At 69.0% G+C, this 23,181-nt stretch carries 24 protein-coding genes; 10 read left to right on the forward strand and 14 right to left on the reverse strand.

Features of this window, described 5'->3' with window-relative positions; genetic code table 11:
* Window positions 1–8: 8 nt before the first annotated feature.
* Window positions 9–1,424, reverse strand: a complete 1,416-nt coding sequence (locus tag K2R93_06740) for a M20/M25/M40 family metallo-hydrolase (GenBank protein ID MBY0489521.1) — start codon at window positions 1,422–1,424, stop codon at window positions 9–11.
* A gap of 57 nt (window positions 1,425–1,481) precedes the next feature.
* On the opposite strand from K2R93_06740, the gene K2R93_06745 reads away from it, so the two are divergent.
* The gene (locus K2R93_06745; GenBank protein MBY0489522.1) at window positions 1,482–2,672 is read left to right on the forward strand and encodes an amidase; all 1,191 of its coding nucleotides are present in this window, start codon (window positions 1,482–1,484) and stop codon (window positions 2,670–2,672) included.
* Window positions 2,673–2,690: 18 nt separating this feature from the next.
* Here K2R93_06745 and K2R93_06750 read toward each other — a convergent pair whose 3' ends face one another.
* Window positions 2,691–3,182, reverse strand: coding sequence for a glutathione peroxidase (locus tag K2R93_06750; protein MBY0489523.1), 492 nt, complete (start codon window positions 3,180–3,182; stop codon window positions 2,691–2,693).
* Between the two features lie 201 nt (window positions 3,183–3,383).
* Between K2R93_06750 and K2R93_06755 the strand changes: the two genes are divergently transcribed.
* From K2R93_06755 to K2R93_06775, 5 genes are read left to right on the forward strand one after another with little or no spacing between them, the layout of a single operon-like run.
* Window positions 3,384–4,340, forward strand: coding sequence for a S1C family serine protease (locus K2R93_06755; GenBank protein ID MBY0489524.1), 957 nt, complete (start codon window positions 3,384–3,386; stop codon window positions 4,338–4,340).
* Window positions 4,337–4,984 carry a S1C family serine protease gene (locus K2R93_06760; protein ID MBY0489525.1) on the forward strand — a complete coding sequence of 216 codons (648 nt, stop codon included), beginning with the start codon at window positions 4,337–4,339 and terminating at the stop codon, window positions 4,982–4,984. Before K2R93_06755 ends, K2R93_06760 begins: the two co-directional genes overlap by 4 nt.
* Before the next feature lie 24 nt (window positions 4,985–5,008).
* Window positions 5,009–5,440, forward strand: a complete 432-nt coding sequence (locus K2R93_06765) for a LuxR C-terminal-related transcriptional regulator (GenBank protein MBY0489526.1) — start codon at window positions 5,009–5,011, stop codon at window positions 5,438–5,440.
* A gap of 53 nt (window positions 5,441–5,493) precedes the next feature.
* Window positions 5,494–6,651, forward strand: a complete 1,158-nt coding sequence (locus tag K2R93_06770) for a hypothetical protein (protein MBY0489527.1) — start codon at window positions 5,494–5,496, stop codon at window positions 6,649–6,651.
* 10 nt (window positions 6,652–6,661) lie between these two features.
* Entirely contained in the window at window positions 6,662–8,131 is a 1,470-nt protein-coding gene (locus K2R93_06775) for an SET domain-containing protein-lysine N-methyltransferase (GenBank protein MBY0489528.1), read from the forward strand.
* Window positions 8,132–8,172: 41 nt separating this feature from the next.
* On the opposite strand, the gene K2R93_06780 is transcribed toward K2R93_06775, so the two are convergent.
* A complete protein-coding gene (locus K2R93_06780) occupies window positions 8,173–9,618 on the reverse strand; it encodes a tyrosine phenol-lyase (GenBank protein ID MBY0489529.1) in 1,446 nt (481 codons plus the stop codon).
* Between the two features lie 101 nt (window positions 9,619–9,719).
* Window positions 9,720–10,166 carry a hypothetical protein gene (locus K2R93_06785; GenBank protein MBY0489530.1) on the reverse strand — a complete coding sequence of 149 codons (447 nt, stop codon included), beginning with the start codon at window positions 10,164–10,166 and terminating at the stop codon, window positions 9,720–9,722.
* A gap of 167 nt (window positions 10,167–10,333) precedes the next feature.
* Here K2R93_06785 and K2R93_06790 point away from each other — a divergent pair, with 167 nt between their 5' ends.
* A complete protein-coding gene (locus K2R93_06790; protein ID MBY0489531.1) occupies window positions 10,334–11,596 on the forward strand; it encodes a hypothetical protein in 1,263 nt (420 codons plus the stop codon).
* The gene (locus K2R93_06795; GenBank protein ID MBY0489532.1) at window positions 11,593–11,961 is read left to right on the forward strand and encodes a hypothetical protein; all 369 of its coding nucleotides are present in this window, start codon (window positions 11,593–11,595) and stop codon (window positions 11,959–11,961) included. Before K2R93_06790 ends, K2R93_06795 begins: the two co-directional genes overlap by 4 nt.
* Before the next feature lie 19 nt (window positions 11,962–11,980).
* Here the strand turns inward: K2R93_06795 and K2R93_06800 are convergent, their stop codons facing one another.
* The 3 genes from K2R93_06800 to K2R93_06810 form a co-directional block, all read right to left on the reverse strand.
* On the reverse strand, window positions 11,981–12,466 hold the full coding sequence (locus K2R93_06800) for a DUF2721 domain-containing protein (protein ID MBY0489533.1): 486 nt from the start codon (window positions 12,464–12,466) through the stop codon (window positions 11,981–11,983).
* Between the two features lie 8 nt (window positions 12,467–12,474).
* A complete protein-coding gene (locus tag K2R93_06805) occupies window positions 12,475–12,918 on the reverse strand; it encodes a hypothetical protein (GenBank protein MBY0489534.1) in 444 nt (147 codons plus the stop codon).
* An 85-nt stretch (window positions 12,919–13,003) separates the two neighbouring features.
* Window positions 13,004–13,999 (reverse strand): YHYH protein, encoded by a 996-nt coding sequence (locus K2R93_06810; protein MBY0489535.1) that lies wholly within the window; start codon window positions 13,997–13,999, stop codon window positions 13,004–13,006.
* Between the two features lie 145 nt (window positions 14,000–14,144).
* On the opposite strand from K2R93_06810, the gene K2R93_06815 reads away from it, so the two are divergent.
* Window positions 14,145–14,636 carry a hypothetical protein gene (locus K2R93_06815; GenBank protein MBY0489536.1) on the forward strand — a complete coding sequence of 164 codons (492 nt, stop codon included), beginning with the start codon at window positions 14,145–14,147 and terminating at the stop codon, window positions 14,634–14,636.
* Window positions 14,637–14,640: 4 nt separating this feature from the next.
* On the opposite strand, the gene K2R93_06820 is transcribed toward K2R93_06815, so the two are convergent.
* The 4 genes from K2R93_06820 to K2R93_06835 all read right to left on the reverse strand — a co-directional run bounded on the left by K2R93_06820 (window position 14,641) and on the right by K2R93_06835 (window position 16,895).
* Window positions 14,641–15,144 carry a paraquat-inducible protein A gene (locus K2R93_06820; protein MBY0489537.1) on the reverse strand — a complete coding sequence of 168 codons (504 nt, stop codon included), beginning with the start codon at window positions 15,142–15,144 and terminating at the stop codon, window positions 14,641–14,643.
* A 30-nt stretch (window positions 15,145–15,174) separates the two neighbouring features.
* Window positions 15,175–15,786: a peptidylprolyl isomerase gene (locus tag K2R93_06825; GenBank protein MBY0489538.1), complete on the reverse strand. Its 612-nt coding sequence runs from the start codon at window positions 15,784–15,786 to the stop codon at window positions 15,175–15,177.
* Window positions 15,783–16,163 (reverse strand): hypothetical protein, encoded by a 381-nt coding sequence (locus K2R93_06830; protein MBY0489539.1) that lies wholly within the window; start codon window positions 16,161–16,163, stop codon window positions 15,783–15,785. The genes K2R93_06825 and K2R93_06830 overlap by 4 nt, the downstream gene beginning before the upstream one ends.
* A gap of 99 nt (window positions 16,164–16,262) precedes the next feature.
* Window positions 16,263–16,895, reverse strand: a complete 633-nt coding sequence (locus K2R93_06835) for a hypothetical protein (GenBank protein MBY0489540.1) — start codon at window positions 16,893–16,895, stop codon at window positions 16,263–16,265.
* Window positions 16,896–16,923: 28 nt separating this feature from the next.
* On the opposite strand from K2R93_06835, the gene K2R93_06840 reads away from it, so the two are divergent.
* Window positions 16,924–17,676 carry a DUF4159 domain-containing protein gene (locus K2R93_06840; protein ID MBY0489541.1) on the forward strand — a complete coding sequence of 251 codons (753 nt, stop codon included), beginning with the start codon at window positions 16,924–16,926 and terminating at the stop codon, window positions 17,674–17,676.
* A 420-nt stretch (window positions 17,677–18,096) separates the two neighbouring features.
* On the opposite strand, the gene K2R93_06845 is transcribed toward K2R93_06840, so the two are convergent.
* The 3 genes from K2R93_06845 to K2R93_06855 all read right to left on the reverse strand — a co-directional run bounded on the left by K2R93_06845 (window position 18,097) and on the right by K2R93_06855 (window position 23,173).
* Window positions 18,097–19,779 carry a TldD/PmbA family protein gene (locus tag K2R93_06845; GenBank protein ID MBY0489542.1) on the reverse strand — a complete coding sequence of 561 codons (1,683 nt, stop codon included), beginning with the start codon at window positions 19,777–19,779 and terminating at the stop codon, window positions 18,097–18,099.
* Between the two features lie 14 nt (window positions 19,780–19,793).
* Window positions 19,794–21,227 carry a hypothetical protein gene (locus tag K2R93_06850; protein ID MBY0489543.1) on the reverse strand — a complete coding sequence of 478 codons (1,434 nt, stop codon included), beginning with the start codon at window positions 21,225–21,227 and terminating at the stop codon, window positions 19,794–19,796.
* A 182-nt stretch (window positions 21,228–21,409) separates the two neighbouring features.
* Complete coding sequence (locus K2R93_06855) at window positions 21,410–23,173, reverse strand: hypothetical protein (GenBank protein MBY0489544.1); 1,764 nt, start codon at window positions 23,171–23,173, stop codon at window positions 21,410–21,412.
* Window positions 23,174–23,181: the final 8 nt, after the last annotated feature.

Below are 23,181 nucleotides of genomic sequence, written 5' to 3' on the forward strand. Positions count from 1 at the left end.
GGACGCGCTCACGGCGTCACCGATGGCGTCGTGAGCGCCTTCACCATGTCGTACCAGAACCGGACGGCCGCATGAAAGGCATTCACCCCCACGCGCTCCTCCTGGCCATGCGCGCGACTCGGCTCGCGCTGCTCGAAGGCGATGGCCGACAGGCCATAGGTGGGAATGCCGGCATTGCGCGTGAAAAGCCCGTCGGTGGCACCGGTGGACATCTCCGGGACCACGGTGGCGCCTGGGAACTGCGCGCGCGTCAGGCGCTCGACGACGGTCATCAGGTCTGAGCACAGCGGCGACACCGGGCTCGTCACCACCGGCCAGTCGAGGGTGACCTTCACCGCGCTGCCCATCACGCGTTGCAGGGCGGCACGCACACTGTCGGTGGGGTCGTCGGGGAGCATGCGGCAATTCACATTCGCCGTGGCCCGCTGCGGCAGCGCATTGTCGGCGTGCCCTCCGGTGAGCAGGGTGGCCACGCAGGTGGTGCGCATGACCGAGCTCCAGTAGGGGTTCTTTTCAGCGAGCTGCGCCGCCGCGGGCCCATTCGGATTGGTGGCCACCGCGGTCATGAGCGCGGCAATATCGGCCGGCTGCGCCGCAGCACTCTGCTGGAAGTACGCGCGCGACACTTCGTTGAGCCGGACCGGGAACTCGTACTTGGCGAGCGCCGCGAGTGCGATGGACAAATCATAGATCGCGTTGTCCTTGCGCGGCACGGAGCTGTGACCGCCCGGATTGGTCGCTTCGACCTTGAAATTGGCGTACGTCTTTTCGCTCGCCTGGAGCGTGTGCGTGAGCGCCTGGCCGCCCTCGAGATTCACCCCGCCGGCGTCGGCATTGAGCGCATACTCGGCGTCGAGCAGGGCCCGGTGCTGCTTGAGCAGCCACTGCATGCTGTTGCCATCGGTTTCCTCATCGGCGCTGAACACGGCGATGAGATCACGATCGGGCAGATACGTCTCGCGCTTGTAGCGCAGCAGCGTCGCCACGATCGTGGCGACCCCGGCCTTGTCGTCTTCGGCGCCACGGCCGTAGTACCAGCCGTCCTTCTCCTGCATCACGAACGGATCGAAGGGCCAGTCGGCGCGCTTCGCGGGCACCACGTCGAGATGCGCCATCAGCAGCACGGGCTTCTTGCCCGTTGCGCGCCCACGATAGCGCACGACGAGCGCGGTGAGCTCGGGCTTGGGCCCCAGCAGCTGCACATCAGCGGCGGGGAAACCGGCAAGCCGGAAGCGGGCCGCCATGGCCTCCGCCGCGCGCTTCACGCCCAGTGTGCCGGTGGTCGAGTTGATGTTCACCAGCTGGCGCAGGATGTCGCGTGCCTCCCGCTGGTTCGCGTCGAGGGGCGTTTGCGCGGGGAGCGACGCGGCGAACAGTGCGCCGGTGAGGGTCGCCGAAGCGAAGAGCGTGCGCAGTGTGGTCATGGCGAGAAGGTACCGGTCGGCGGGCGGGGCGCGGGTCTGCGTGCCAATTTACCCGGTATGTCGATTCTCGATCGCGACGCGCTCGGCGCGTTCTGCCGCCACACGCATGTAGAACTCGCCGCCACGGGGCACGGCCTGCTCGACGGGCTGACGTTCGGCCTCAAGGACCTCTTTGACGTGGCCGGCCATCGCACGGGGTTCGGGAGCCCCGATTGGCTGCGCACCCACGAGCCGGCGGTGGCGTCGTGGTCGCTCCTGGACGGGCTGCTCGCCGCGGGGGCGACCATGGTCGGGAAGACGCACACGGAAGAGATGGCCTTCAGCCTGACCGGAGAGAACGCGCACTACGGCACGCCGATCAATCCGGCCGCGCCCGGGCGCGTACCCGGCGGTTCGTCGAGTGGGTCGGCCGCTGCGGTCGCGGGCGGCCTCGTGGACTTCGCGATCGGCAGCGACACCGGTGGCTCGGTGCGTGCGCCGGCCAGCTTCTGCGGTATCTACGGCATTCGTCCGACGCATGGACGCCTGTCGCTGGCACACGCCTGCCCGCTCGCCCCGAGCTTTGACACCGTTGGGTGGTTCGCGCGCTCCGGGGCCGTGCTGGAACAGGTCGGGCGCGTGCTGTTCGGCGCCCAGTGGCGCGACGCCGGGTCCGCGCGGCCAGCGCGCGTGCTGCTGGCGACCGACGCGGTCGCGCTGCTCAATGCGGAGGCACAGCCGGCCTTCGATCTGGCGCTGGCGCATGTGCGCGGCGCCCTGGGCACGCTCACCCCGGTGACCGTCGCCGACACCTCGCTGCGCGAGTGGTTCGAAACCTTTCGCACGTTGCAGCACGCGGAGATCTGGCAGGCGCATGGCCCGTGGGTGCAGGCGGTGCACCCCACGTTCGGCCCACAGATCGCCACGCGTTTCGACATCGTGTCCCGCACGGACCCGGCGGAGATTGCGGCGGCCGCCCCACGTCGCACCGCGATTCGTGCGCATCTGGATGCGCTGCTCGGTGACGACGCCGTGCTCGTCATGCCCACCGTGCCCGACATCGCCCCGCCGCTGCGACTCCCACCCACCGAAACGGTGTCGGTGCGTGAACGCAGCCTCAGTCTGCTCTGTGTGGCGGGGCTCGGCGGGTTGCCGCAGGTGAATCTGCCGCTGGTGCTGCGCGATGGCTGCCCACTGGGGATGTCGCTGGTGGGGCCGCGGGGGAGCGATGAACGGCTCCTCGATCTCGCGCGGCGAATCGCTGCCTAACGCCGCGCGCGGCGCTGCTCAGCCGCCGATGGCGTCGGTCCCGAGCGGCGGCGTCACGATCGGCGTGCCACCGGGCGTGCCGAGCGCGCGCACGATGGCCGACTCGATGCTCTCGGGCGTGTCGTTCGGCGCGAAGCGCTTGACGACCGTGCCGTCACGCCCGATCAGGAACTTGGTGAAGTTCCACTTGATGCCGGTGGTGCCGAGCAGACCGGACTTCGCGGTCTGCATCCACTGCCAGAGCGGATGCGCGTTCGCGCCGTTCACCTCGAGCTTCGCACTGAGCGGGAACGTGACGTCGTAGGTCAGGCTGCAGAACTCGGCGATCTCCGCCTCGTTCCCCGGCTCCTGATGACCGAACTGATCACACGGGCAACCGACGATCACGAGCCCGGCGTCACGATGCGTGCGCCACAGCTTTTCGAGCCCCTTGTACTGCGGCGTAAAGCCGCACTGGCTGGCCACATTCACCACCAGCACAACCTTGCCGGCGTACGGGGCGAGCGACATCGGCGATCCGTCGATCGCGGTGAGCTGGAAATCAGAGAGAGTCGGCACGGGCGCAGCGCTGAAGGGACCACCACGGGAACGGGGGAAAGTTAGTCACCCTGGCCGATTGGCCAGTGTTGGCGCGGGCAGCGGCGGCCAACTCTTCGGGAGCCGCGGGGGCCGATCGATGTGCCCCTGCCTTACCCGTACTGGAGCCCTTGGATGTCCCATGATGTGCTGACCCTCGCCGCCGTCTCCGATCAGCTCGCGGCCGCCGTTGAGGAGGCCGCCCGGAGTGTGGTCGCCGTGCACGCCCGAGAACGCCTGGCGAGTACCGGGGTACACTGGCGCGATGACCTGGTCGTTACCACGGCCGCGACGGTCCGTCGCGATACCGGAATCATGCTGACCCTCTCCTCAGGCGAGCGGGTGGATGCCACCCTCGTCGGGCACGACCCGGTGAGTGATGTGGCCGTGCTCCGGTCGGCGGCGGTTGCCTCTCTGCCCGTGGCGGCGGCCGGTGACCCCACCGCGCTGCGTCCCGGACACCTGGTACTGGCGGTGGCCCGTCTCGATGCCCGCGGACCGCGCGTCGCCTTTGGGGCGGTGAGTCAGGTAGGTGGGGCGTGGCGCAGCTGGAAGGGCGCGGAGTACTCGCAGCAGATTCAGTCGGGGCTCACGCTCTATCCAGGTTTCGGTGGCACCCCGCTGGTCGATGCCCACGGGCGTGTGCACGGCCTCAACTCCGGTGGACTGAGTCAGGCGATGGCCACCACCATTCCGCGCCCCGACGTGGACCGCGTCGTGACGCAGTTGCTGACGACCGGCTATGTGGCACGTGGCTGGCTGGGCGCCGCGATGCAGCCGGTTCGCTTCCCCGACGCGGCCACGGCCGGGGCGAACGGTCGCGATGGTGGCTTGCTGATCGTGGGGCTCGCCGACGGCGGACCGGCCGCGCGCAGCGGCCTGCTCGTGGGCGACATCGTGCTGGGGGTGAATGGACACGACGTGCATGAACCGCGCGAGGTTCTCGATCTGCTCGAGCGTACGGCGCCCGGCTCGGCGCTGCCGTTCGACCTCCTGCGTGGCGGCCAGCGCACGACGCAGACCGTGACGGTGGGCGAGCGTCCGCGCGACGCCGGTCCGGCGCGGCGTGGCGGACGAGGACGGCGCGGATGAGTGCCGCGCGTGACCCTCGGTCGCCCGTTGCGCCGATCGCGCGGTTGCTCGACGGCGTGGTGCAGGTGCACGCCGGGCGGCGCGGCGTGCACCAGGGCGCGGGCGTCGTGTGGGCGCGTGACGCACACGCGAGTTGCCTGATCGTGTCGAACGCACATGTGGCGACCGTGGCGCCGGTGGTGGTCGCCGGTCGTGACGCCGAGCGGCGGCCCGCTGAACTGGTCGCGCGCGATCCGCAGCGCGACGTGGCGCTGCTGCTCGTGCACGACGCGCCCGCGACGTGGCGCCCGATTCCGCCCGCGCCGCAGATACCACGGGCGGGCACCGTGGCGATGGCGGTGGGCCATCCGCTCGGTGTGGGCCACGCCGTCAGCACCGGGGTGGTGCACGCCCACGGACGGCTCGACGGGATCCCCGGACTTCCCGACCCGGCCGCCGCCCACGCGTGGCTCACCCTCGATCTGCGACTGGCTCCGGGAAACTCCGGCGGGCCGGTCGTGGATGCGGACGGTCACCTCCTCGGAGTGAGCACGATGATTGTCGCCGGCCTCGGGCTCGCCATTCCCGTGGCCGATGTGGATGCCTTCGTGGCGCGCGTGGACGGCCCCGCGCGGCTGCAGCATGGATGGACGCGTGCGGCCTGATCACTCACCACGCAGACGGCGCTGATGGTGGAACGACCGCATCTCGTGCGCGTCTTTCTGGACGTGCGGGACCCATGGGCCCGACGGGTCCTGCGCGACGCGCTCGCCCGTGAGCGGGATGTACGCTTCGTCTCCACCATGAGCGCCGCCGACGTGGTGCTCGGCGATGCCGCGGCGCGCACGATGGCCTCGCCGATCGAGCCGGATGCCGCCGGCGACCACACCGCGGACGGCGTCGCCACCGAGATGCGACCGTCGGCGACGCTCACCGATCGGGAGCGGGATGTGCTGCAGGCCCTCGCCGAGGGGGCCAGCAACGATGCCATCGCGGATCATCTCGGCATTTCGCGGAGCACCGTGAAGTTCCACCTCCACGCGCTCTACGAGAAGCTGGGGGTCCGCCGACGGGCCGAGGCGGTGGCGGCGGGCGTTCGTCGCGGCGACGTGCTGCTCTAAGACGCGTCGCGACACGCCCTCGCGCTTTGGGCGGAGCCGCATAGTTTCAGCGCGTGGCCGATTCTCCTCCTCGCGCCCCGCACGTGGATACGTTCGCCCCGATGACCGCGGGGCTCGTTGTGGTCCTCGTGCCCGAGCCCGCCGAGATCGATCCGGCGCTCGCGTACTACGCCGACTACAGCCAGAGTCGCGAGGAACTGACGCGCGCCTTCGCCCACCTCGAGCGCGCATGGCGCTGGCAGCCGGTCACCGTGCACACCGTGGAGGCCGTCCTCGATGCGCTGGTCGCGGAGGCGCGCGCCGCGGGCACCTCGCTCCCCGTCATCCTGAACCTGTGCGACGGCGACGAGGGCAATACCGTGCCCGGCGTGGAGGTCATTGACGCCCTCGAGGCGCGTGGCTTCGCGTATACCGGTGCCGACGCGCCCTTCTATCGCCTCACCACTTCGAAGCTGCCCATGAAAGCGGCGTTCGACGCCGGTGCGGTGCCCACGGCGCCGTGGCAGGCATGGGACCCCACGGCCCACGCGACCGATGTCCTCGCGACCATTGGCGCGCCGGCAATCGTGAAGCCGGCCGTGAGCGCGGGGAGCATGGGGGTGACCACGGCGAGTGTGGTGCACACCGCCGAGGCGCTTGCCGCGCAGGTGGCGGCGTTGCACGCCGGCTATCACGGCTGGGATCTGCTCAGTGGCGGCGTGCTGGTGGAACGCTATGTCAGCGGCCGCGAGTTCACGGTGCTGCTCGTGGGCGACGCGGCCGACGCCGAGCGTCTGCTCGTGTATACGCCGGCAGAGCGGGTCTTTCATGCGAGCCTGCGCCCCGAAGAACGCTTCCTGTCGTACGATCGCCTGTGGGAGGTCTACGAGCGGGAGACGCCCATGCCGAACGGCGACTTCTTCTGGGAGTATGCGCCGGTGACCGGCGCACTCGCCGACGAGATCGTGCGGGTGAGCCTGCTCGCCTATGAGGCCGTGGGTGGCCGCGGCTACGGCCGGGTGGATCTCCGACAGTGCAGCACAACGGGCGAGCTCTTCGTGCTCGAGGTCAACGCGCAGTGTGCCCTGTCGGAAGACGAGAACTACACCAGCGTGGGGGCGATTCTGCGCTTCTCCGGCGCCTCGTTCGCCAGCCTGGTGGCGCGCCTGCTCGACGATGCGGTGCGGCGCGTGCCGGTGAAGGCCAGGCGGAAGCGGCGCGCGGTCGCCTGACAAACGGATCGTGACGTCGATCCTGCCGCCGGGACTCCGGGTGTGCGTGCTGCAGCCCGATTATTCGGCGAGCGCGGTGGACTATCGACACTACGATCCGCCGCGGGATCTCACGCCATGGCTGCCCGGCTGTGTGGTGCATCATGAGATGCTCGACAAGCGCACCACGTACCGGCAGCTGCGGGCGTGCGCCGCGCGCGGATACGACATCTACGTGAACCTGTGCGAGGGGTACCTCGACTGGGATGTGCCGTCCATCGATGTGATCCACGCCCTCGAGCTGCTGAACCTGCCGTACACGGGTCCGACGGCTACGCTGTACGACCCGAGCAAGCCGCTCATGAAGTACCTGGCGTACACCGTGGGGGTGGCGACGCCCGCGCACGTCGAGGTCCCACCGCCGGGCAGCGACGAGACGTCGTGGGAGGCGGCACTGGCCGCCCTTGAGGTGTCACCGGAGCGGCCGCGCTTTGTGAAGCCGGCCCATGCGGGCGACAGCCTCGGGGTCGATGCCGGATCCGTGGTGACCTCGCTGCCTGCGATGCGCGCTCGCGTGGATGCACTCCGCAGCGAATATGGCGGCGTGCTGGTCGAGGAGTACATCGCCGGTCGGGAGTGCACGGTGCTGGTATTGGGTGGCATCGGCGGTGCGCCACCGGTGGCGCTCACGCCTGTCGAATACGAATTCCCCGACGGCACGGCCTTCAAGACCTACGCACTCAAGACGTCGGCGCTGCATCCGCGCGCCAACGTCCCCGTGCGTGACGACGCGCTCGCGACACGGCTGCGCGACGCTGCGCTCGAGGTGTTTCAGGGCTTTGCCGGCGTCGGCTACGCGCGCTGCGATTTCCGAGTCGCGCCCGATGGGACGCTCTACTTTCTCGAGATCAACTTCACCTGCTCGGTAGGGTATCCCACCGGGTCGGAGGGGAGCGCAGACTGGATCCTCGAGCATGACGGACTCGGGCGCGCCGGCTTCTTTGCGCACATCATCGCCGAGGGCCAGGCGCGACACGCAGCGCAGCAGCGCGCGTGGGAGCGCCGCGGCAACGCGGTGAGCGGCTACGGCATTTTCGCGCGCCGGGCGCTGCGCGCCGGAGCCGTCGTGTTTCCCGGTGAGGGGCAGTCGATGCGGGTCGTGACGCGCCGCCACGTCCTCGAGCACTGGCCGGCCGCCGAACAGGACACGTTTCGCCGATATGCGTGGCCCTTGAGCGACGAGGTCTTCGTCCTCTGGAGCCTGCGCCCCGACGACTGGGCCCCGCAGAACCACTCGTGCGCCGCCAACACACGCTACAACGGCTTGGACGTGGTGGCGGCGCGCAATATCGCCGCGGGTGAGGAACTGACGCTCGACTACGGCGAATTCGTGAGCGACGGCGCCGAGCCGTTTCTCTGCCGCTGCGGCGCACCAACCTGCCGCGGGCTCGTGGCAGGGCGCGCCGGCAACTCCGTGACGGCGCGCGAACAGGGGCGCTAGCGACGAAACAGCCCTTCGTGCCCCTTTCTCGGCTGTTCCGCTCACGCCATGGCCAAGGCACGCTCCGGCCGTGAGGGATCGGTGAAGAGCGATGCGCCGACTGGCGCGAAGCGCGCCTGGAAGAAGCGCAGCGTGCGTGGCTCGTAGGTGAAGCGCAGGCCGTTGATCTGCTCGCGGATCTCATGCAACGCGATCACGCTCTCGGCCACCACGTCCATGTGCGCCTGCGTGTACACGCGCCGGGGAATGGTGAGGCGCACGAGTTCGAGCTTCGGCACATGGTCCTCGCCGGTGGCCGCATCGCGGCCGGCCGAGACGGTCCCCCGCTCCATACTGCGGATGCCGCTCTCCACGTAGAGTGCGGCGGCAAGCGCCTGGGCCGGGTACGCCTCGCGGGCGATGTGCGGCAACATGGCGGCGGCGTCGAGATAGACCGCGTGGCCGCCGATCGGGCGCACGATCGGCACGCCGGCATCGATGAGCTGATGGCCGAGGTACATCACCTGACCGATGCGGCTGCGGATGTGCTCCTCGCGGACGCTCTCTTCGATACCGATGGCCATCGCTTCCATGTCGCGGCCGGCGAGCCCGCCGTAGGTGTGCAGCCCCTCGAAGAGCACCACCAGATTGCGCGCTTCGTCGGCGACCTCATCGTCGTTGAGGCCGAGCCAGCCACCGATGTTCACCAGTGAATCCTTCTTGCCGCTCATGGTCGCGCCATCAGCACAGGCGCACATGTCGCGCAGAATGTCGGCCACGGTGCGGTGCCGCTGCCCGGGTTCTCGTTGCTGGATGAACCAGGCGTTCTCCACCGCCCGCGTCGCGTCGAGGATCACGCGAATGCCATGCTGCTTCGTGACGGCGCGTACGGCCCGCAGGTTCTCGAGGGAAATGGGCTGACCGCCGGCCATGTTGACGGTGGCGGCGACCGATACGTAGGGAATGCGATCGGCACCGACCTCAGCGACGAGTCGCGCGAGCTTGTCGAGATCGACGTTGCCCTTGAACGGCAGCTCAACGAGCGGGTCGTGCGCTTCGTCGATGATGATGTCGTGGAACGTCGCGCCGGCAAGTTCCTGATGCGCGCGCGTCGTGGTGAAGTACATATTGCCCGGCACGTGATCACCGGGCTTGATCAGGGCGCGCGACAGAATGTGTTCCGCGCCGCGCCCCTGGTGAGTGGGGATCACGTGCTGGAAGCCATAGTACTTTCGCACGGCGTCCTGCAAATGATAGAAGTTACGCGAGCCGGCGTAGGCCTCATCGCCGAGCATCATGCCGGCCCACTGACGGTCGGACATCGCACTGGTGCCCGAGTCGGTCAGCAGGTCGATGTAGACGTCGTCGGACGGCAGCAGGAAGGTGTTGTAGCCGGCGTCGCGCGCGGCCCGCTCGCGTTCGGCGCGGCTGGTGATGCGGAGCGGCTCAACGACCTTGATGCGCCAGGGCTCGGCCCAGGAGTGGTGGTCCTTCGGGAAGCGTGGCATGGGGCAATCTCCGGGTGGGGTGCGAATGCCCCCAATGTCCGGCGTCCCCGGCCCGGCTTCGAGCGGTGGCTCCCCTACAGGCGGTCAGGGAAGCGGTCGGCCTACGGGAGCACCTCGAATCGCGTGATGGCGCGGGAGTAGCCCCCGTCGGCGATGTTCGACTTGGCGATCACGTTGAGCGTGCGCGGATAGCCATACTGCGGATCGTAGTTCGCCTCGACACGCTCCACGTAATCGCCCTGCTGATCGAGGATGTGCTGAAAGAGGGTGTCGATGGGCGGGCGACTGGCCGCATAGCTCGGCAGCACGGCGCGCCCATCGGCGTAGCGGGCCTCCACCAGGACGCCGCTCCGATACTCGACCGTGATGGGCACCACCACCTCCGACGGGCAGAAGCATCCCATCGTGCTCTCGTAGCGGTAGTGCGAGACCCCGGCGGCCTGCCAGCGCGCCTTGGCGGCGGCCCAGGCTCTTACGTCCAACGGCCCCAGGGGACCGTCGGCGTGGCAGGCGGCGAGGAGCCACAGGGAGGCAAGCAGGCGGCGCATACGTCTCTCCAACTACTCGGGGGCGGGGCGGGTCACCAACGAGCGATTCTCATGTTCCGACACCGGCCATGCGCCGGGGGTTGCCGAGCCCGACCGCGTCCCCCTGACGCCGTTCGGGGGTTCCCCGACATCGGGGGGCCGGACCGGCGCCGAAATTGGCATCCAAGATGCCTGCTTCCGTTTCGTCCCCGATGGCCGTGCGCCGCGCCCCTGCCGACCTCGCGCAGGCGTGGGCCGTCGTGTCATTCGCGGCCACGTTGCTGACCGGCGGCTGGATGCGCGCGGCGATGGCCTGGCCGGCGGCCTCGCTGGGAATGAACCTGTCGAACGCCGTGCACGCGCATTCGCATGCGGCGTTCTTCGGATGGATCGTGCTCGCGGCGGCGGCGCTGGGCGCGCGGCAGACCACGTTCAGTGCCACGCGGGCGCGGCTGTTTGCGGCGGTCGTGCACGGCATCGGCGCGCTGTCGGCCATCGCCCTGCTGGCCTTTGCACGCTGGGGATACGCGGCGCCCACCATCGTGCTCAGCGCCATGCACGTCGCGCTGTGGTTTGCGCTCGTGGCCGTGCTGCGGCCGGCGGTGTACGGGCGCCCGGCGCTCGAGCGCTGGTGGCGCACCGCGTGGGCCCTGCTGCTCGTGGCCGGCGCCCTCACCACGCTGCCGGCGGTGCTGGCGGCACAGGGCATTCATACCGGCTGGTGGCGTGAATTCGGCATCAAGCTCTTTCTTGCGCTCTTCGTGAACGGCTTTGCGCTGATGGTCGCCACCGGCACGTTGTTGAGTGAGGCCCTGCGCGCGCCCTCGGAAAGCGCCGAGCGGGGGCTCGATCGCGCGCGGTGGCTCTGGCTGCTGGCGTTGTGGCCACTGGGGGTGCTCTACGTGGCTGCCGACCCGCCATTCGCCTGGCTCACGACGCTGGCACACCTGGGTGTGGGGCTCATGGGCGTTGCGACGCTGTGGCTCGTATGGACCATCGGACCAGCGCATCGGGTGCCGTCTCGTAGGCCTGTGCCGCTACCGGTGCGACGCACCGCGATGGCCGGGCTCATCCTGATCGGCGTGCTGCAGCTGATCGCAGCCACGGGCACCGTAGACCACCTGATGCACGCGCGGCCAATCACCATCGCCTTCACGCATCTCGAACTGCTGCTCGTGGTCACGCCACTCCTCGCGGCGGCGCTCGCGACGCGGCTGGCGTATTCGTTTCACACCGTCGGCAGCATCTCACTCGGCGCCGTGATGTGTGCCGCGCTCGTGGTCATCGGCTGGCCCTGGCTGGCCACACAGGCCTCGGCCGCGGGGCTGCCGCTCATGACCTGGTTCCCGGTGGCCGGTGCGGCCGGCGTGATTGCCGCGCTCGCCTTTCTTTCGCTCGTACCGACGCTCTGGCGCTCGGCGGACACTCCGCACCCGGGAGGTGCGTCATGACGTTTCTCTTTCTGCTCCCCACGATCCTGGCCATCCTCACGCTGGGCGGGCACTTCCTGCGCTACGGACTCTACCCGGCGACGCTCATCTTCGTGGGATTCCTGCCGCTGCTGCTGATCAAGGAGCGCTGGGTCGCGCGTACCATGCAGGTAGTCCTGCTGATCGCCGCGGTGGAATGGATCGGCGTGCTGAACGACGTGACGAAGGAGCGCGAGATGGAAGGGCGCAGCCCGGTGAAGAGCGTGTTCATCCTCGGGGGCACGTCGGCGTTCACGGTGCTGGCGGCGGCCTTGTACCAGACGCCGCGGCTCAAGCGGCGCTTTGGCCGTGGCGACGCGGTCACCGCACCGCCCACGACGCCGTGAGCGATACGGCCGCGCGGCGCTAACGGCGTTGCGACTTCGCCGGCACCGGGTGCTCCTCGGTATGCCGCTTGAGATCGAGATCGTGCGCGGTGGTGGAGAGCAGGATTTCCCGCAGGAAGAACCCCATCGCCACCAGCACCGAGAGGAGCGCACCGAAGAAGAGCAGCGTCGCGAGCGTCACGGGAATGCCGCCCACTTCGGTGCCGATGAACGTCACGAGGATCTGCGCTACCACGAGAAAGATGGCGAGCACCACGAGCGACACGGCCATGCGCATGAGCCGCGCCTGACGACGCAGAATGTGCAGCTGAAGCCGCAGCACGTCGCGGCGATGCGGGTCGTGCGCGGCTTCAATGAGATCCGCCACCCGCCGGCCGCGATCGATGATGCGTCCGAAGCGATTGGTCATCGTGAGCAGGATGAGCCCCACCCCCGAGATCAGGACCACGGGGCCGATGGCCAGTTGAATCAGCTGGGCGAGCTGCGGAAATGTCTGCGGAAGCATCGAGAAGGTCAGCCCTTCGCCTTCTCCATCGCCGCCTGCTGGCGCGCACGGAACCGCGCCGCAACCAGCTTGCCGCGCTCGCAGTGGTTGGCCACCCACTCGGCGTTGGCGAAGGCGAACGGGCCACTCTTCTCCCGCACCTGCGCGAGCCACGGCTCGGCGCGCGAGAAGATGAGCATCCCTTCGCCGTTGCTTTCCATCATGTAGTCGCCGTGCACGATGCCGTGCTTGATCATGCCGTAGGCCATCTCCCAGTAGGTCGACACCTGGCGGTAGGCGGCATTCAGCGGGTGGTCGCCGGCGAGCACGGCCGTGCACTCCTCGAGCGTGGTGGGGTTCCACCCCATGATGAGCGCCTTGCGCGACTCGCGCATGACCGCCTCGCGGCGCATCTCATACAGACGGAGGACGATGTCGGCGTCGTGGTAATCGGGGGCGTCCTTCAGCGGCATGAGCGTCGGAGTGATATGGGAAGGGGACGGGCGATCCTGCCAAGATTGCCCCGTTCCTGCGCCCTCGCCAGTCTGCCGCCGCCGGCTACCGTGGCGTCCCGCGGTAGCAACCGACCGTATACGGGTACTCCAGCGTCGCGTGATAGTGATAGCCGAGCGAGCCGTGCGAGTGCCCGTGACACTCGTCGAGATCGGTGTTGCGTAGCTCGACGCCCCCCACCCCCTTGTAGCCGTAGATGGCGAAGCCGTCGCGGATATAGCCCACCACGCCACTATGGCCATCGGTGAGCGGCGCGTTGTCGAGGCGCTCGGGGATGAAGTGATAGTGGTAGTCCGTCTGCGCCGGGTGCCCGCCGTGCGCGTCTACGATCTCGTTCGCCACGGCGTCATTGCCGCGGCCATCGGCAGCGTTGTAGATCACCACGCCGTTCTTGGTCACGCCGATCGCCCCGAGCGGTACACACGCCGGTGTGACGTTCACCGTGGGTGCGATCGGGAGGGCGAACGTGTAGGTGCGCGCCGCCGGTGTCCCCGGGTTGCCGTCGATGGCGGTGAGCGCCGCATAGCGTGACATGGGCCAGTCACCGATCTTGCCGTCCACCGGCAGGTTGTTGACGGTGATGGTGCGTGTGCCGTTCGCTTCCTGCACCGTGTAGGTGCCCGACGCCGGCGCAAAGGTGCCGCTCGGCAGCCACGGCTTGCGCAGCAAGTTCCAGGTGGCGTTCGCGTCGTCGATCCAGGTGATGCGTGCCTTGTTGCTGCCGCCGGCGTTCGGATTGGGGCCATTGCAAGAGTACAGCTTGCCGACGCCGGCGCTCGTGGTGCTCAGGTAGGCATCGCCGAGGCGCAGCTTGGTGCAGTCGGGGCCGGCCGCGTCGGTGCAGAGTGCGAAGGCGATGTAGTAGGGCGCGAGCACGTCCCCACTGCTGGTGCCGTTGGTGCCGGTGCCCGTCGTTTCGGTGGCGGTGCTGCTGGCGCCGCCGCAGGCCGCGAGCATCAGGAGGGCCAGCGCATAGCAGGTGGCCGCCATCAGGGGCAGCGATGCCATCGGCAACCGGAAGCGGCGGGTGGGGTATGGCATGGGTCGGCGGGACGCGGGGGGAACAGCAACGGCGGATGCCCCCATGGACGCGTGGTGGCCGCTCAACGTTAAGGCGGGCCCGCCGGATCCCCACCCGTGCGGCGCGCCGGTACATTCCTCCCATCCGATTCCCCGAGGAACCCTGATGCGTGTGTTCGTTCGCGAGATGAGGCATGGTGCGCTGGTCGCAGCGCTCGGTGCGATCCTGTCACCGGCCGTGCTCAGCGCCCAGCCCAAGGCACCCGAGAAGAGTGCCCCGGCGCCGACGCTGGTCGGGAACTGGCAGGGCACGGCGTCGGTGCCGCTCAAGGACAGCACGATCACCGTGCCGGTGCTCTACACCTTCACGCAAACCGGCAGCACGATCGGCGGGACCGCCGCCGTGCCCGGTCAGGGGTCGGGGCCGATCTCCAACGTGGTCATCACCGGCAAGAAGGTGACGTTCCGCGTGACCGCCACGCCGCTGCCGACCAAGCCCGTGCCCGGCAAGCCGGCCCCGCCGCCACCGACGCCCAAGGAGCTCGAGCACGACGGCAGCTTCACGGCGGATGGAGCCATCGAAGGCTTCGTGAACCTCGACAAGCAGCCGATCGCCAAGTTCCGCATCGTGGCGAAGCCGGCGGCCGCCAAGAAGTAGGGCGTTACGCCGGCTTCTCCACGCGGAGCAGCTGGAACGCGAGGTTCGACACGAGGCAGTAGCTCGCAAAGAAGTAAAAGCCCGGGCCGGCGATCGCTTCCAGATTCGCCGTGCCCTTGGCGGCGAGGAGCGCAATGAGCATCCCCACCGCGAACACATCGGCCATGGACCACTTGCTGATCGTGCGCACGAAGGCGTAGAGCCGATACGCGGTGGGCGAGTGCCGGAGCGCCACAATGGGCGCGAGCAACGCAGCCTTGAGCACAGGCACGCAGATGCTGAAGAGCAGGATGAGCCCGGCGACGAAGTCATTGCCGCTGGCATGCAGACTCTTCACCGCGCCCACCACGCTGCGCGTCTCGTTCGAGAGTTCGCGCACGTTTCCGAAGATCTCCATCGTCGCCTTGATGGTGAGCACCGGTTGCACGAGCCCGGGCCAGAGCAGACCGAGGGACACGAGCGAGAGCGTGAGGGCGAGGATATTGCGGGGCGTGAAGAACGACGGCATGAGCGAAGGGCGAGGGAACGCTGGCGCGCGCTAGCGCGCGACGCGACTGATGCGTTGGATGCGCACGGGGGGCGTCAGGGTTTGCGGGTTCGTGCCGGTCGCTGGCTGCTGCTGGATCGTGCGCACGATGTCCATGCCCCTGGTCACGCGTCCGAACGCGGCGAACCCCTGCCCGTCGAGATTGCGATGCCCGCCAAAATCGAGACTCGGCTGGGCGCCGACGCAGATGAAGAAGTCACTCGTCGCGGTATCCGGCCCGCCGCGCGCCATCGAGATCGCCCCGTCCACGTGGGTGAGCCCGGTGACGTTCGTGCGCTCGAGCGGAATGGCCGGCCAGCGCGCGCCCTCGCGATCGGGATTGGGGCCGCCCTGAATCACCTCGATGCGCACCGAGTCGCGCGGCTGATTGTTCGGCGTCACGGTGCGATGAAAGCGCCCGTTGTTGTAGGCGCCCGCGTCGACATAGCGCAAGAAGTTGGTGACGGTGACTGGCGCGCGGGCGCTGTCGAGCTCGACGTCAATCACACCACGATCGGTCTCGATGCGGACCGGCACGATCCCCTTGGCCGGCCGTTGCGCGTGAAGCGGGGCGCTGGTGCTGACCAGCAGGGCGAGGGAGAAGACGGGAGCGAGTCGGATCATGCGCGCTGAGAGGGAACGCGGAACTGGATCACATTGCCTTCGGGATCGACGGCGTCACACATGCGGAGGCCGCGGTGCTCGAACTCTTTCTCGGCGCCGTGCATCAGCCCGCCGTGCTCCTGCACGAGCTGTCGGGTGCGCGCCAGATCGCCCACGGGGAAGTAGGCCTTGAGATACGCATCCTCGCGCGCCACCGGCGGTACCGGCACCGGCTCCACATACTGCGGCGGCAGGGCGTGCAGCACGATTTCGACGTGCGTACCGGCAAGCACGGTGAGCCCCGGCTCGATATGCACCGGGCTCAGCTCGGCAACCGCCTGATAGAAGCGCGCGAGCCGCGGCACGTCGGCACAGAACAACACGACTCCAGCGGGCATCGGCACTCCTTGAAGCGGGGAGACGAAAGAATCGGCCCAAGTGTAGCACCGGTTTGCACCGGGTGTGAGGTCCGCCGCCGTTCCGGGAGATCGGGGCGTCTAGGCGGCCCGGGTCTCCCGGAGGGCGCCACTGAGGTGCCAGAGCCAGAGGAGCAGCGCCGCACCGGCGAGCTTCTGCAGGCCGGGGAGTACCGCGGCCGGTGCCCCGCCGATGTAGGCCGCGTAGTCGCAGGCGCCGGCGGTGACGGCGAGGGCCCCGGTGAGCAACAGGGTCCGGAGCCGTGCGGCATGCAGGCGCCACAGCAGCGTGCCGAGCGCGACCGCGGCGGCGAGCGCGCCGACATTGATCGCCGCGTCGTGCGCCCGAGTGGTCACACCGATGGTGGCGACCATGGCGACGGTGCCAAAGGCCGGAACGATCCAACGGGTGCGTACCGCCCGGGGCCAGAGGTGGCGCAGCTCGAACCAGAGCGGCAGTAGCATCACCGGGAGCAGCCAGGTCGCCACCAGCGCGACGGGCCGGCCCGCGTTGGGGCGGCCGTTGTAGCTGGTCACATCGAGGAGGTCGCACCAGAAGTTGCCGAAGTGGGCGTAGCCCACCGCCTGCGGGTCGAGCCGCGAGCCACCCGGGTAGCGCGCGGCGGCCACGACGTAGCCCAACAGGAACAGGACAATCCCGGCCCGTGGTATCTGCGCGGCCAGCCATGGCCAGGTTCGGTTCCGCTCCAGCATGACGGCCCCGTACCCCGTTATGCTAGAGATGGTGCCCGACCGTCTTCCCTCCCCCGCCCTGCTGCCCTCCCGCCGCACGTTCCTGGTGCAGGCGGCCGGGGTGCTGGCTGCTGGTGCCGCCGCGCCGTCGCTGCTGCAGGCGCTTCGCGCGCCGCGTGCGTACCGCGCCTCCGAGTTCACCTTCGCCCGACTGCGGTACGACTCCGGCGACTGGGACTACAATCCCAAAGTCTGCGCCAACCTCCTCGATGCGATTCTGCAGTACACCGACATCAAGGTCAATGAGCGCGAAGTCGTCATCACGGCCGATTCGAACGAACTGAATGCGTTCCCGTTCCTGTTCATGACGGGGCACAAGCTGGTGCGCTTCAGCGAAAAGGAGCGGCAGGGGCTCGTGCGCTACGTGGAGAACGGCGGGCTGCTCTTCAGCGACGACTGCAACCACGATGTGAACGGGTTGTATGCGAAGACGTTCGAAGCGGAAATGGTGAAGGCGTTCGGGCCGAATCCGATGCCCAAGCTCGCCAAGCGCCACGCGCTCTATTCGAGCTTCTTCGACTTCCCCGACGGCCCGCCGCGTACATCGCACGAGCTCAATGGCTGGGGCGACAACGTGGTGCATGACTATCTGCGCGGCGTGGAGCGGCACGGGCGGCTGGGCGTGCTGTACTCCAACAAGGACTACGGCTGCGAGTGGGACTACGACTGGAAAAACAAACGCTTCCGGCGGAAGGACAATGCGCGCTTTGGCGTCAACATCGTGGTCTACGCCATGACCTGAGTTTGTGCGGGGGCGCGGGGGCGCGGGGGCGGTGACTCGCGCTCCCGGGCCTGTCCCGGGTTCGGAAACGCCTGCGGCGTTCCGAAGCCGGGACAGCTCCCGCTCGCGTGAGTCACCACCCCCGCGCCACGACCATCTTTGGACGGCGGGAACGGCGGAAACGACAGCGGGCGCGAACCGTTCGGTTCGCGCCCGCTGCGTTCAGGACGGCGTCGTGCCCCACGATCTTGCCTCATGCGGGACGCGTCAGACGTCCGATGGGCGCGAGCGAAGCAAGCGCCCGTCCGACGAGATGGTCGTAGCGCGGGGGCGGGCGCCGGGTGCAGGGGTGGGTCTCCGGGCTTCGGAACGCCGCAGGCGTTTCCGAAACCCGGAGACCACCCCGAAACCCGGCGCCCGCCCCCGCGCCGCGCACCAAGCTCAGTCGAACGCGGCGCCGACGTTGATCTTGCGGATCAGCAACCAGGGCGAGCCGTGCGAAATGGTGTTGGTCTGCACCGGCTGACCCTTGGCGTCGCCGCCGGTGCCGTGCATCTGCCATTCCTTGGGGCCGGTGATGCCGTCGAGGTTCTTCCAGAAGTCCGTCGTGATCGCGTTGTACGTCACGTCGGTCACCTGGCGCGTGATCTTGCCGTTCTTGATCTCCCAGAAGATGTGACCACCGAACTGGCCGTTGTAGCGCTGCTGGTCGATCGAGTACGAACCGCGGCCGTCGATCATCACGCCGTCCTTCACATCGGCAATGAGCTCATCACGCGTCGGGCTGTTGGCCGGACCCGGATCGAGGTGCACGTTCGGCATGCGGAGGAACGGATAGTCGCGCCACGAGGTGCCGAAGGTGCAGCCGCGGCTTTCCTTCTCGCCCATGTAGTGCGCGGTTTCGCGGTTCGTCTGCAGCCCCACCAGCACGCCGTCCCGCACGAGCGGCCACTGCTGCGTCTTCACGCCGTCGTCGTCGAAGCCGGTCGTGCCGAGGCCCGGGCCCGTCTTGTCGGCGGTGACGTTGAAGAGCTTGGAGCCGTACTTGAGCTTCCCCACGTCGCTGAGCTTCACGAAACTCGTGCCGGCGTAGTTGGCTTCGTAACCCACGATGCGATCGAGTTCGGTGGCGTGCGCCACGATCTCGTGAATCGTGAGCATCGCGTGACTCGGCGACAGGATCAGATCCTTGAAGCCACTCGAGCCGAGGGGCTTGGCCGTGCACATCTCCACCGCATCGGTGGCCACCTTCTCGGCCTGCGCGAGGAAGTCGCAGTTCTCGGCGAACTCCCATCCGCCCGTGCCGCCCACACCCGGATACTGCCGCGTGCGCGTCGCGTCACCCACCTTGGCCGTGACGGACATGTTGGGCGTGGTGGTGAACAGCTCCTGCTCGATGTACGAGCCTTCGCTGCTCGCGAAGTAGCGCCACTCGTAGCCGTGATTGACGCTCACGTTCACCGCCGTGACGCCCTTCACCGCCGCCGCCTTGTCGGCGATCGCCTGCGCCCAGTTCTGCTTGTCGGTCTGCGACACGCTCGTGGGATGCTTCACCATCGGCGTGATGTAGTGCTCCTGGTACGGCTTGACCGGCGCGAGCTTCATGTCCGTCTTCTTGGCGATGGCACTGGCCTTCGCCACTTCAACGGCCACGCGCGTCACGCGACGGAGTTCGTCTTCGGTGAGGATGGGGCTCGAGGCAAAACCCCACACACCACTGTGAATGACGCGCACGCCAAAGCCACCCGGCTGCCGATCGGCGTCGCTCGGAATGCCCTGCTGCCCGCGACCGCCGCCACGACCGCCACGGCCACCGCCACCAAAGCCACCGCCACCACCGGCCCCGCGCCCGCCGCCGCCGCCGGGACCACCCGGCGCCGCCCCCGGACGCAGGTTCACGGTGGCACCCGGCAACGTGGACGTCATGGTGAAGCGCACGTCCACATAACTGCAGCCGGCCATCTTGCCTTCGGCGAGCATGATGTCGGCGAGCCCCTTGAAGCGCGTCTCGAGTACGCGGCCCTTCGGGGAATCGGCGAGCACCTGCCCGAACAGATCGCGCGAGTACAGCGTGAGCGCCGCACCGGCACCGAACTTCTTCAGAAAATCGCGACGTGAATTCATGGGCGGGATTCCGGTCAGACGGCGGGAGAGACGGACGTCATGTAGAACTCTTCCATGCGCACGGGCGGCACGAGGGCGACCCCCGTGCCTTCGAAGCCTTCGCCCGTGAACATCGGCACCGGCTTGCCGACAAGCGTGAGATTGTTGTAGCCAACGAGCGGACTCATGTTCCAGCGGAAGTTCTGCACCGGGCCGACGATCTCGCCGTTCTCGATGAGGAAGAGCCCGTCGCGCGTCATGCCGGTGTTGAGCAGCGGCTGCTGCTGCGACGGCACGCCGCGGATGTACCAGAAGCTCGTGACGAGCAGCCCGCGCTTGGTCTGCTTGATCATCTCCTCGACGGAGAGATTCGAGCCTTCCTGCACGAGGCTCTGATTGGTGCTCGCCGGCGCGTTCGCCGCGAGGCTGCGCAACACGCCGTTCTCGACCCACGTCACCGGGCCAGCCGGCTTGAGATCTGGCCCGATGGGCGACTGGCGAAGGATCTGGTTGCCGATGTCGCTCTTCAGCGTGAAGAGATCGCTGAACAGCTTGTCGCCCGGCTTCTTCCCCTGCATGAACGAGCCGGCGCCACCGATGCCGCCGAACGGGCCGTCGTTGCCAGCGGCCGGCGGCGGCGGCGGCGCACCGGCGCCGGCAGCACCGCCGCCGCCACCACCGCCGCCACCACCACCACCCGGACCACCGCCGAATCCACCGCCAAACCCGCCGCGATTCCCGAAGATGCCGGTCATCAGCGACAGGAAGCGCGCGCTCGCGCGCGGCTCGAGAATCACCGTGTAGCGACCCGGCTCGAGCGCCTTCGCCTTGCGGCTCATGAGCGCCTTGTTGGCCGCGCTTTCGGTCAGCGCCTTCACATCGAGCTGCGGGAAGTCCTTGATGCCGCCGCGGGCCGCAAAGCCGGAGCCGCTACCATCGGGCATGCGGCAGGTGAGCACAAAGCCCAGATCAGCGGAGCGATAGTAAGCGAACAGCCCCTTCGAGTTCGCGGTGCAGGTCGCGATGTCGTTGCGCGGCATGTAGCCGGCGCCCACCACGCCCTTCGACGCGGCGATGTCGATGCTCTCCTTCACCAGCCGGCCCATGTCTGCAGGTCCGAGCTTCGTCATGCTCGGCAGCGCCGAGTCCACCTCGATGTACTGCTGGGGCCCAAGCCACTCGGCCAGGTTCTGGCTGTCGGCGGCGGCACGGGCTTCGGCGAGCGCCTCATCGACCGCGGCCTTGAGCCCCTTGTCGGAGGTATCGCGCGTGCTCGACGTGCCGACCTTCTGCCCTACGCGAACGGTGATGTTCACGTTGAGGTCGAACTGCACGAGGTTGGTGGTGATGGACGAATTCGCCCATCGCGTGCCGGACCGCTCACCGCCGGTGAACTGCACCTCGGTGTCCGTGCCGGCCATGTTGATCACCTTGTCGGTGATGGCCTTGACCTGATCGCGGGTATACATGCGCGGAAGTACGTGTGAGGGGAGAGAAGCGCTGGCGCGGGAGCGCGGTCTACCGGTGGTGGCGCGTGGGCAGGTCCGTGATGGTCACCGACGCCGACTTTCAGGAGTCAGGGGGAAGCGGTCAGGAGGGAGAAACTGCCCCCTGACTGCTCCCCCCTGACTTCTGAAGAGGGATGCCAGAATCACGCTCTCCCACTCCGCCTACGTAGCCACCATTCCCCGCCAAGCGCTAGAGCGAACGGGAGCATCCACCAGGGGAAACGCATGGGGTGCCAGGGGAGCGGTTCCGGGCGCGCCTGCGCCGCCTGCAGCACGGCGGGAACGAGCGCGTCCACCGTGGCGACCACCTGACCGCCGAGGGTGTTGGTCCAGGCCGTCGCGAGTGCCGGATCGAGGTCGGTTCCCGTGCCCGCATCGGGGCGGATGACCCAGGGCAGGCGCAGCGAATCACCGGCCGCGCTGATGGTGAGCGTGCCTTGCCCGCGCGCGTCTGGCGTGACGAGGACCCAGTGGTCGCGCAGCGACGTGGGGATCACCCCGATCGGAATGGCCGCCCCGCCGTCCGGTTGCCACGTGGCGGTCGGCGCAACGGAGGCGGTGACATCAATGCGCTGCCGTTCGCCCGGGGCGAGAGACAGCGCTTCGGGCGACGATGCGACCCGTGGCACGCGACGCGCCACTTGGGTGGCCACCACCTCGCGCCAGAACGTCTCGAACCCCGACGTTGACGGGTCGCGGAAGCGCCACGCGTCGAGCGCCCCATTCACCACCGCCTCACCGGCCCCCACGGGCTGTCGCCACACCACGGGCTGTTCGCCGAGTTGGAGCAGCGCGTCGCTCCCCGGCGGCAGTGCGGGCGGCGCAGCAATCACCAGCGCGCGCAGCGCGGCCGAACCGCCGGGCACCAGCGGCGCCCGCAACGCGACCGGGTCGCGCCGTGGCGTCGTGCGCCAGGGCGACGTGCCGAGCCACTGCACCAGCGAAGGCGCCGCTTCATCGGGGAGCAGCACGACCGGGATCCCCTCCGCGCTCACCAGGCGTCGCAGCGCGGCCAGCTCGCTGGCCGGGAGCGCCTCGGGAGCACCAACCACGATGACGTCCACGGAGCGCGCGTCGAGGGCGCTGAGCGACGCGGGCGCGCGCGGCGTGGCGCGGGTGACGAGCGTCTGCGGCGTGCGCGTGGTCACCACGCGGCTCCGCACCTCGAACCGGTCATCGCGCTCGAGCGCGCGACGCACGAACGTGGCCGTCCAACTCGGCCGTGCATCATAGGCAAGGACGCGCCAGCGCGTCGAGTCGACGAGCACGGCACGCGACACGAGTCGCGGCGCCGCGCCCGCGGCCGACACCCGCACCGTGAGCGCATGCGTTCCGACGGACGACGGCACCCAGCGCAGGGTGCGCGTCACGCGCGCGTCGGGCGCCAGCACCGCGCTGTCGCGCGCGACGACGCGGGCATTGTCGAGCAACTCGAGGAGCGCGGTGGTGGACCGACGCCCCGCGACCGTCACCGGCACCGGCACCTGCGCCGTGAGGGACACGCGCGCGGGGACCACCACGGCCGTGACCGCGACGGCTGACGGCGCGAACAGGAACGTGGGCGCGGCCGTGGTCGGCAGGTCCGCCGCGCCCGTGCCCACGATCACGCGCGCCGCATCGCGCGGCCCTGCCGCATCCACCACCTGGGCGCCGGCGGCCGCGAGACGCGCACGCACCGTGTGCACCGCCGCTGAATCGCCTGACCAGTGCCCATGCACGAGGGCGACGACCGGCGCCGACGCGCGCGGGCGCGTGATGGCGGGATCGATCACCCCCGCCACCGCAATGAGCAGCGCCGCGACCCGCAGTGCGAGGGCGACGCGCGGCAGCTGATCTGCGCGTGACGGTGGCGTGTTCGTCGCCGCCGTCGTGGCCGTGCTCGTGGCCGCGCTCGCGGATGGGCTCATGGCGGTGC

The organism is Gemmatimonadaceae bacterium (genome assembly GCA_019752115.1).
Lineage (GTDB): Bacteria > Gemmatimonadota > Gemmatimonadetes > Gemmatimonadales > Gemmatimonadaceae > Gemmatimonas.

Coding starts and splice junctions, on each gene's coding strand:
- K2R93_06750 (MBY0489523.1), bottom strand. CDS start 3,182: ATGTCGCTCGCCCCGTACGCCGGCAAGGTTGTGCTGGTGGTGAATGTG.
- K2R93_06790 (MBY0489531.1), top strand. CDS start 10,334: ATGCCTGCTTCCGTTTCGTCCCCGATGGCCGTGCGCCGCGCCCCTGCC.
- K2R93_06755 (MBY0489524.1), top strand. CDS start 3,384: ATGTCCCATGATGTGCTGACCCTCGCCGCCGTCTCCGATCAGCTCGCG.
- K2R93_06745 (MBY0489522.1), top strand. CDS start 1,482: ATGTCGATTCTCGATCGCGACGCGCTCGGCGCGTTCTGCCGCCACACG.
- K2R93_06740 (MBY0489521.1), bottom strand. CDS start 1,424: ATGACCACACTGCGCACGCTCTTCGCTTCGGCGACCCTCACCGGCGCA.
- K2R93_06815 (MBY0489536.1), top strand. CDS start 14,145: ATGCGTGTGTTCGTTCGCGAGATGAGGCATGGTGCGCTGGTCGCAGCG.
- K2R93_06850 (MBY0489543.1), bottom strand. CDS start 21,227: ATGTATACCCGCGATCAGGTCAAGGCCATCACCGACAAGGTGATCAAC.
- K2R93_06780 (MBY0489529.1), bottom strand. CDS start 9,618: ATGCCACGCTTCCCGAAGGACCACCACTCCTGGGCCGAGCCCTGGCGC.
- K2R93_06765 (MBY0489526.1), top strand. CDS start 5,009: ATGGTGGAACGACCGCATCTCGTGCGCGTCTTTCTGGACGTGCGGGAC.
- K2R93_06760 (MBY0489525.1), top strand. CDS start 4,337: ATGAGTGCCGCGCGTGACCCTCGGTCGCCCGTTGCGCCGATCGCGCGG.
- K2R93_06840 (MBY0489541.1), top strand. CDS start 16,924: ATGGTGCCCGACCGTCTTCCCTCCCCCGCCCTGCTGCCCTCCCGCCGC.
- K2R93_06805 (MBY0489534.1), bottom strand. CDS start 12,918: ATGCCGCTGAAGGACGCCCCCGATTACCACGACGCCGACATCGTCCTC.
- K2R93_06825 (MBY0489538.1), bottom strand. CDS start 15,786: ATGATCCGACTCGCTCCCGTCTTCTCCCTCGCCCTGCTGGTCAGCACC.
- K2R93_06855 (MBY0489544.1), bottom strand. CDS start 23,173: ATGAGCCCATCCGCGAGCGCGGCCACGAGCACGGCCACGACGGCGGCG.
- K2R93_06785 (MBY0489530.1), bottom strand. CDS start 10,166: ATGCGCCGCCTGCTTGCCTCCCTGTGGCTCCTCGCCGCCTGCCACGCC.
- K2R93_06800 (MBY0489533.1), bottom strand. CDS start 12,466: ATGCTTCCGCAGACATTTCCGCAGCTCGCCCAGCTGATTCAACTGGCC.
- K2R93_06810 (MBY0489535.1), bottom strand. CDS start 13,999: ATGCCATACCCCACCCGCCGCTTCCGGTTGCCGATGGCATCGCTGCCC.
- K2R93_06845 (MBY0489542.1), bottom strand. CDS start 19,779: ATGAATTCACGTCGCGATTTTCTGAAGAAGTTCGGTGCCGGTGCGGCG.
- K2R93_06830 (MBY0489539.1), bottom strand. CDS start 16,163: ATGCCCGCTGGAGTCGTGTTGTTCTGTGCCGACGTGCCGCGGCTCGCG.
- K2R93_06820 (MBY0489537.1), bottom strand. CDS start 15,144: ATGCCGTCGTTCTTCACGCCCCGCAATATCCTCGCCCTCACGCTCTCG.
- K2R93_06835 (MBY0489540.1), bottom strand. CDS start 16,895: ATGCTGGAGCGGAACCGAACCTGGCCATGGCTGGCCGCGCAGATACCA.
- K2R93_06795 (MBY0489532.1), top strand. CDS start 11,593: ATGACGTTTCTCTTTCTGCTCCCCACGATCCTGGCCATCCTCACGCTG.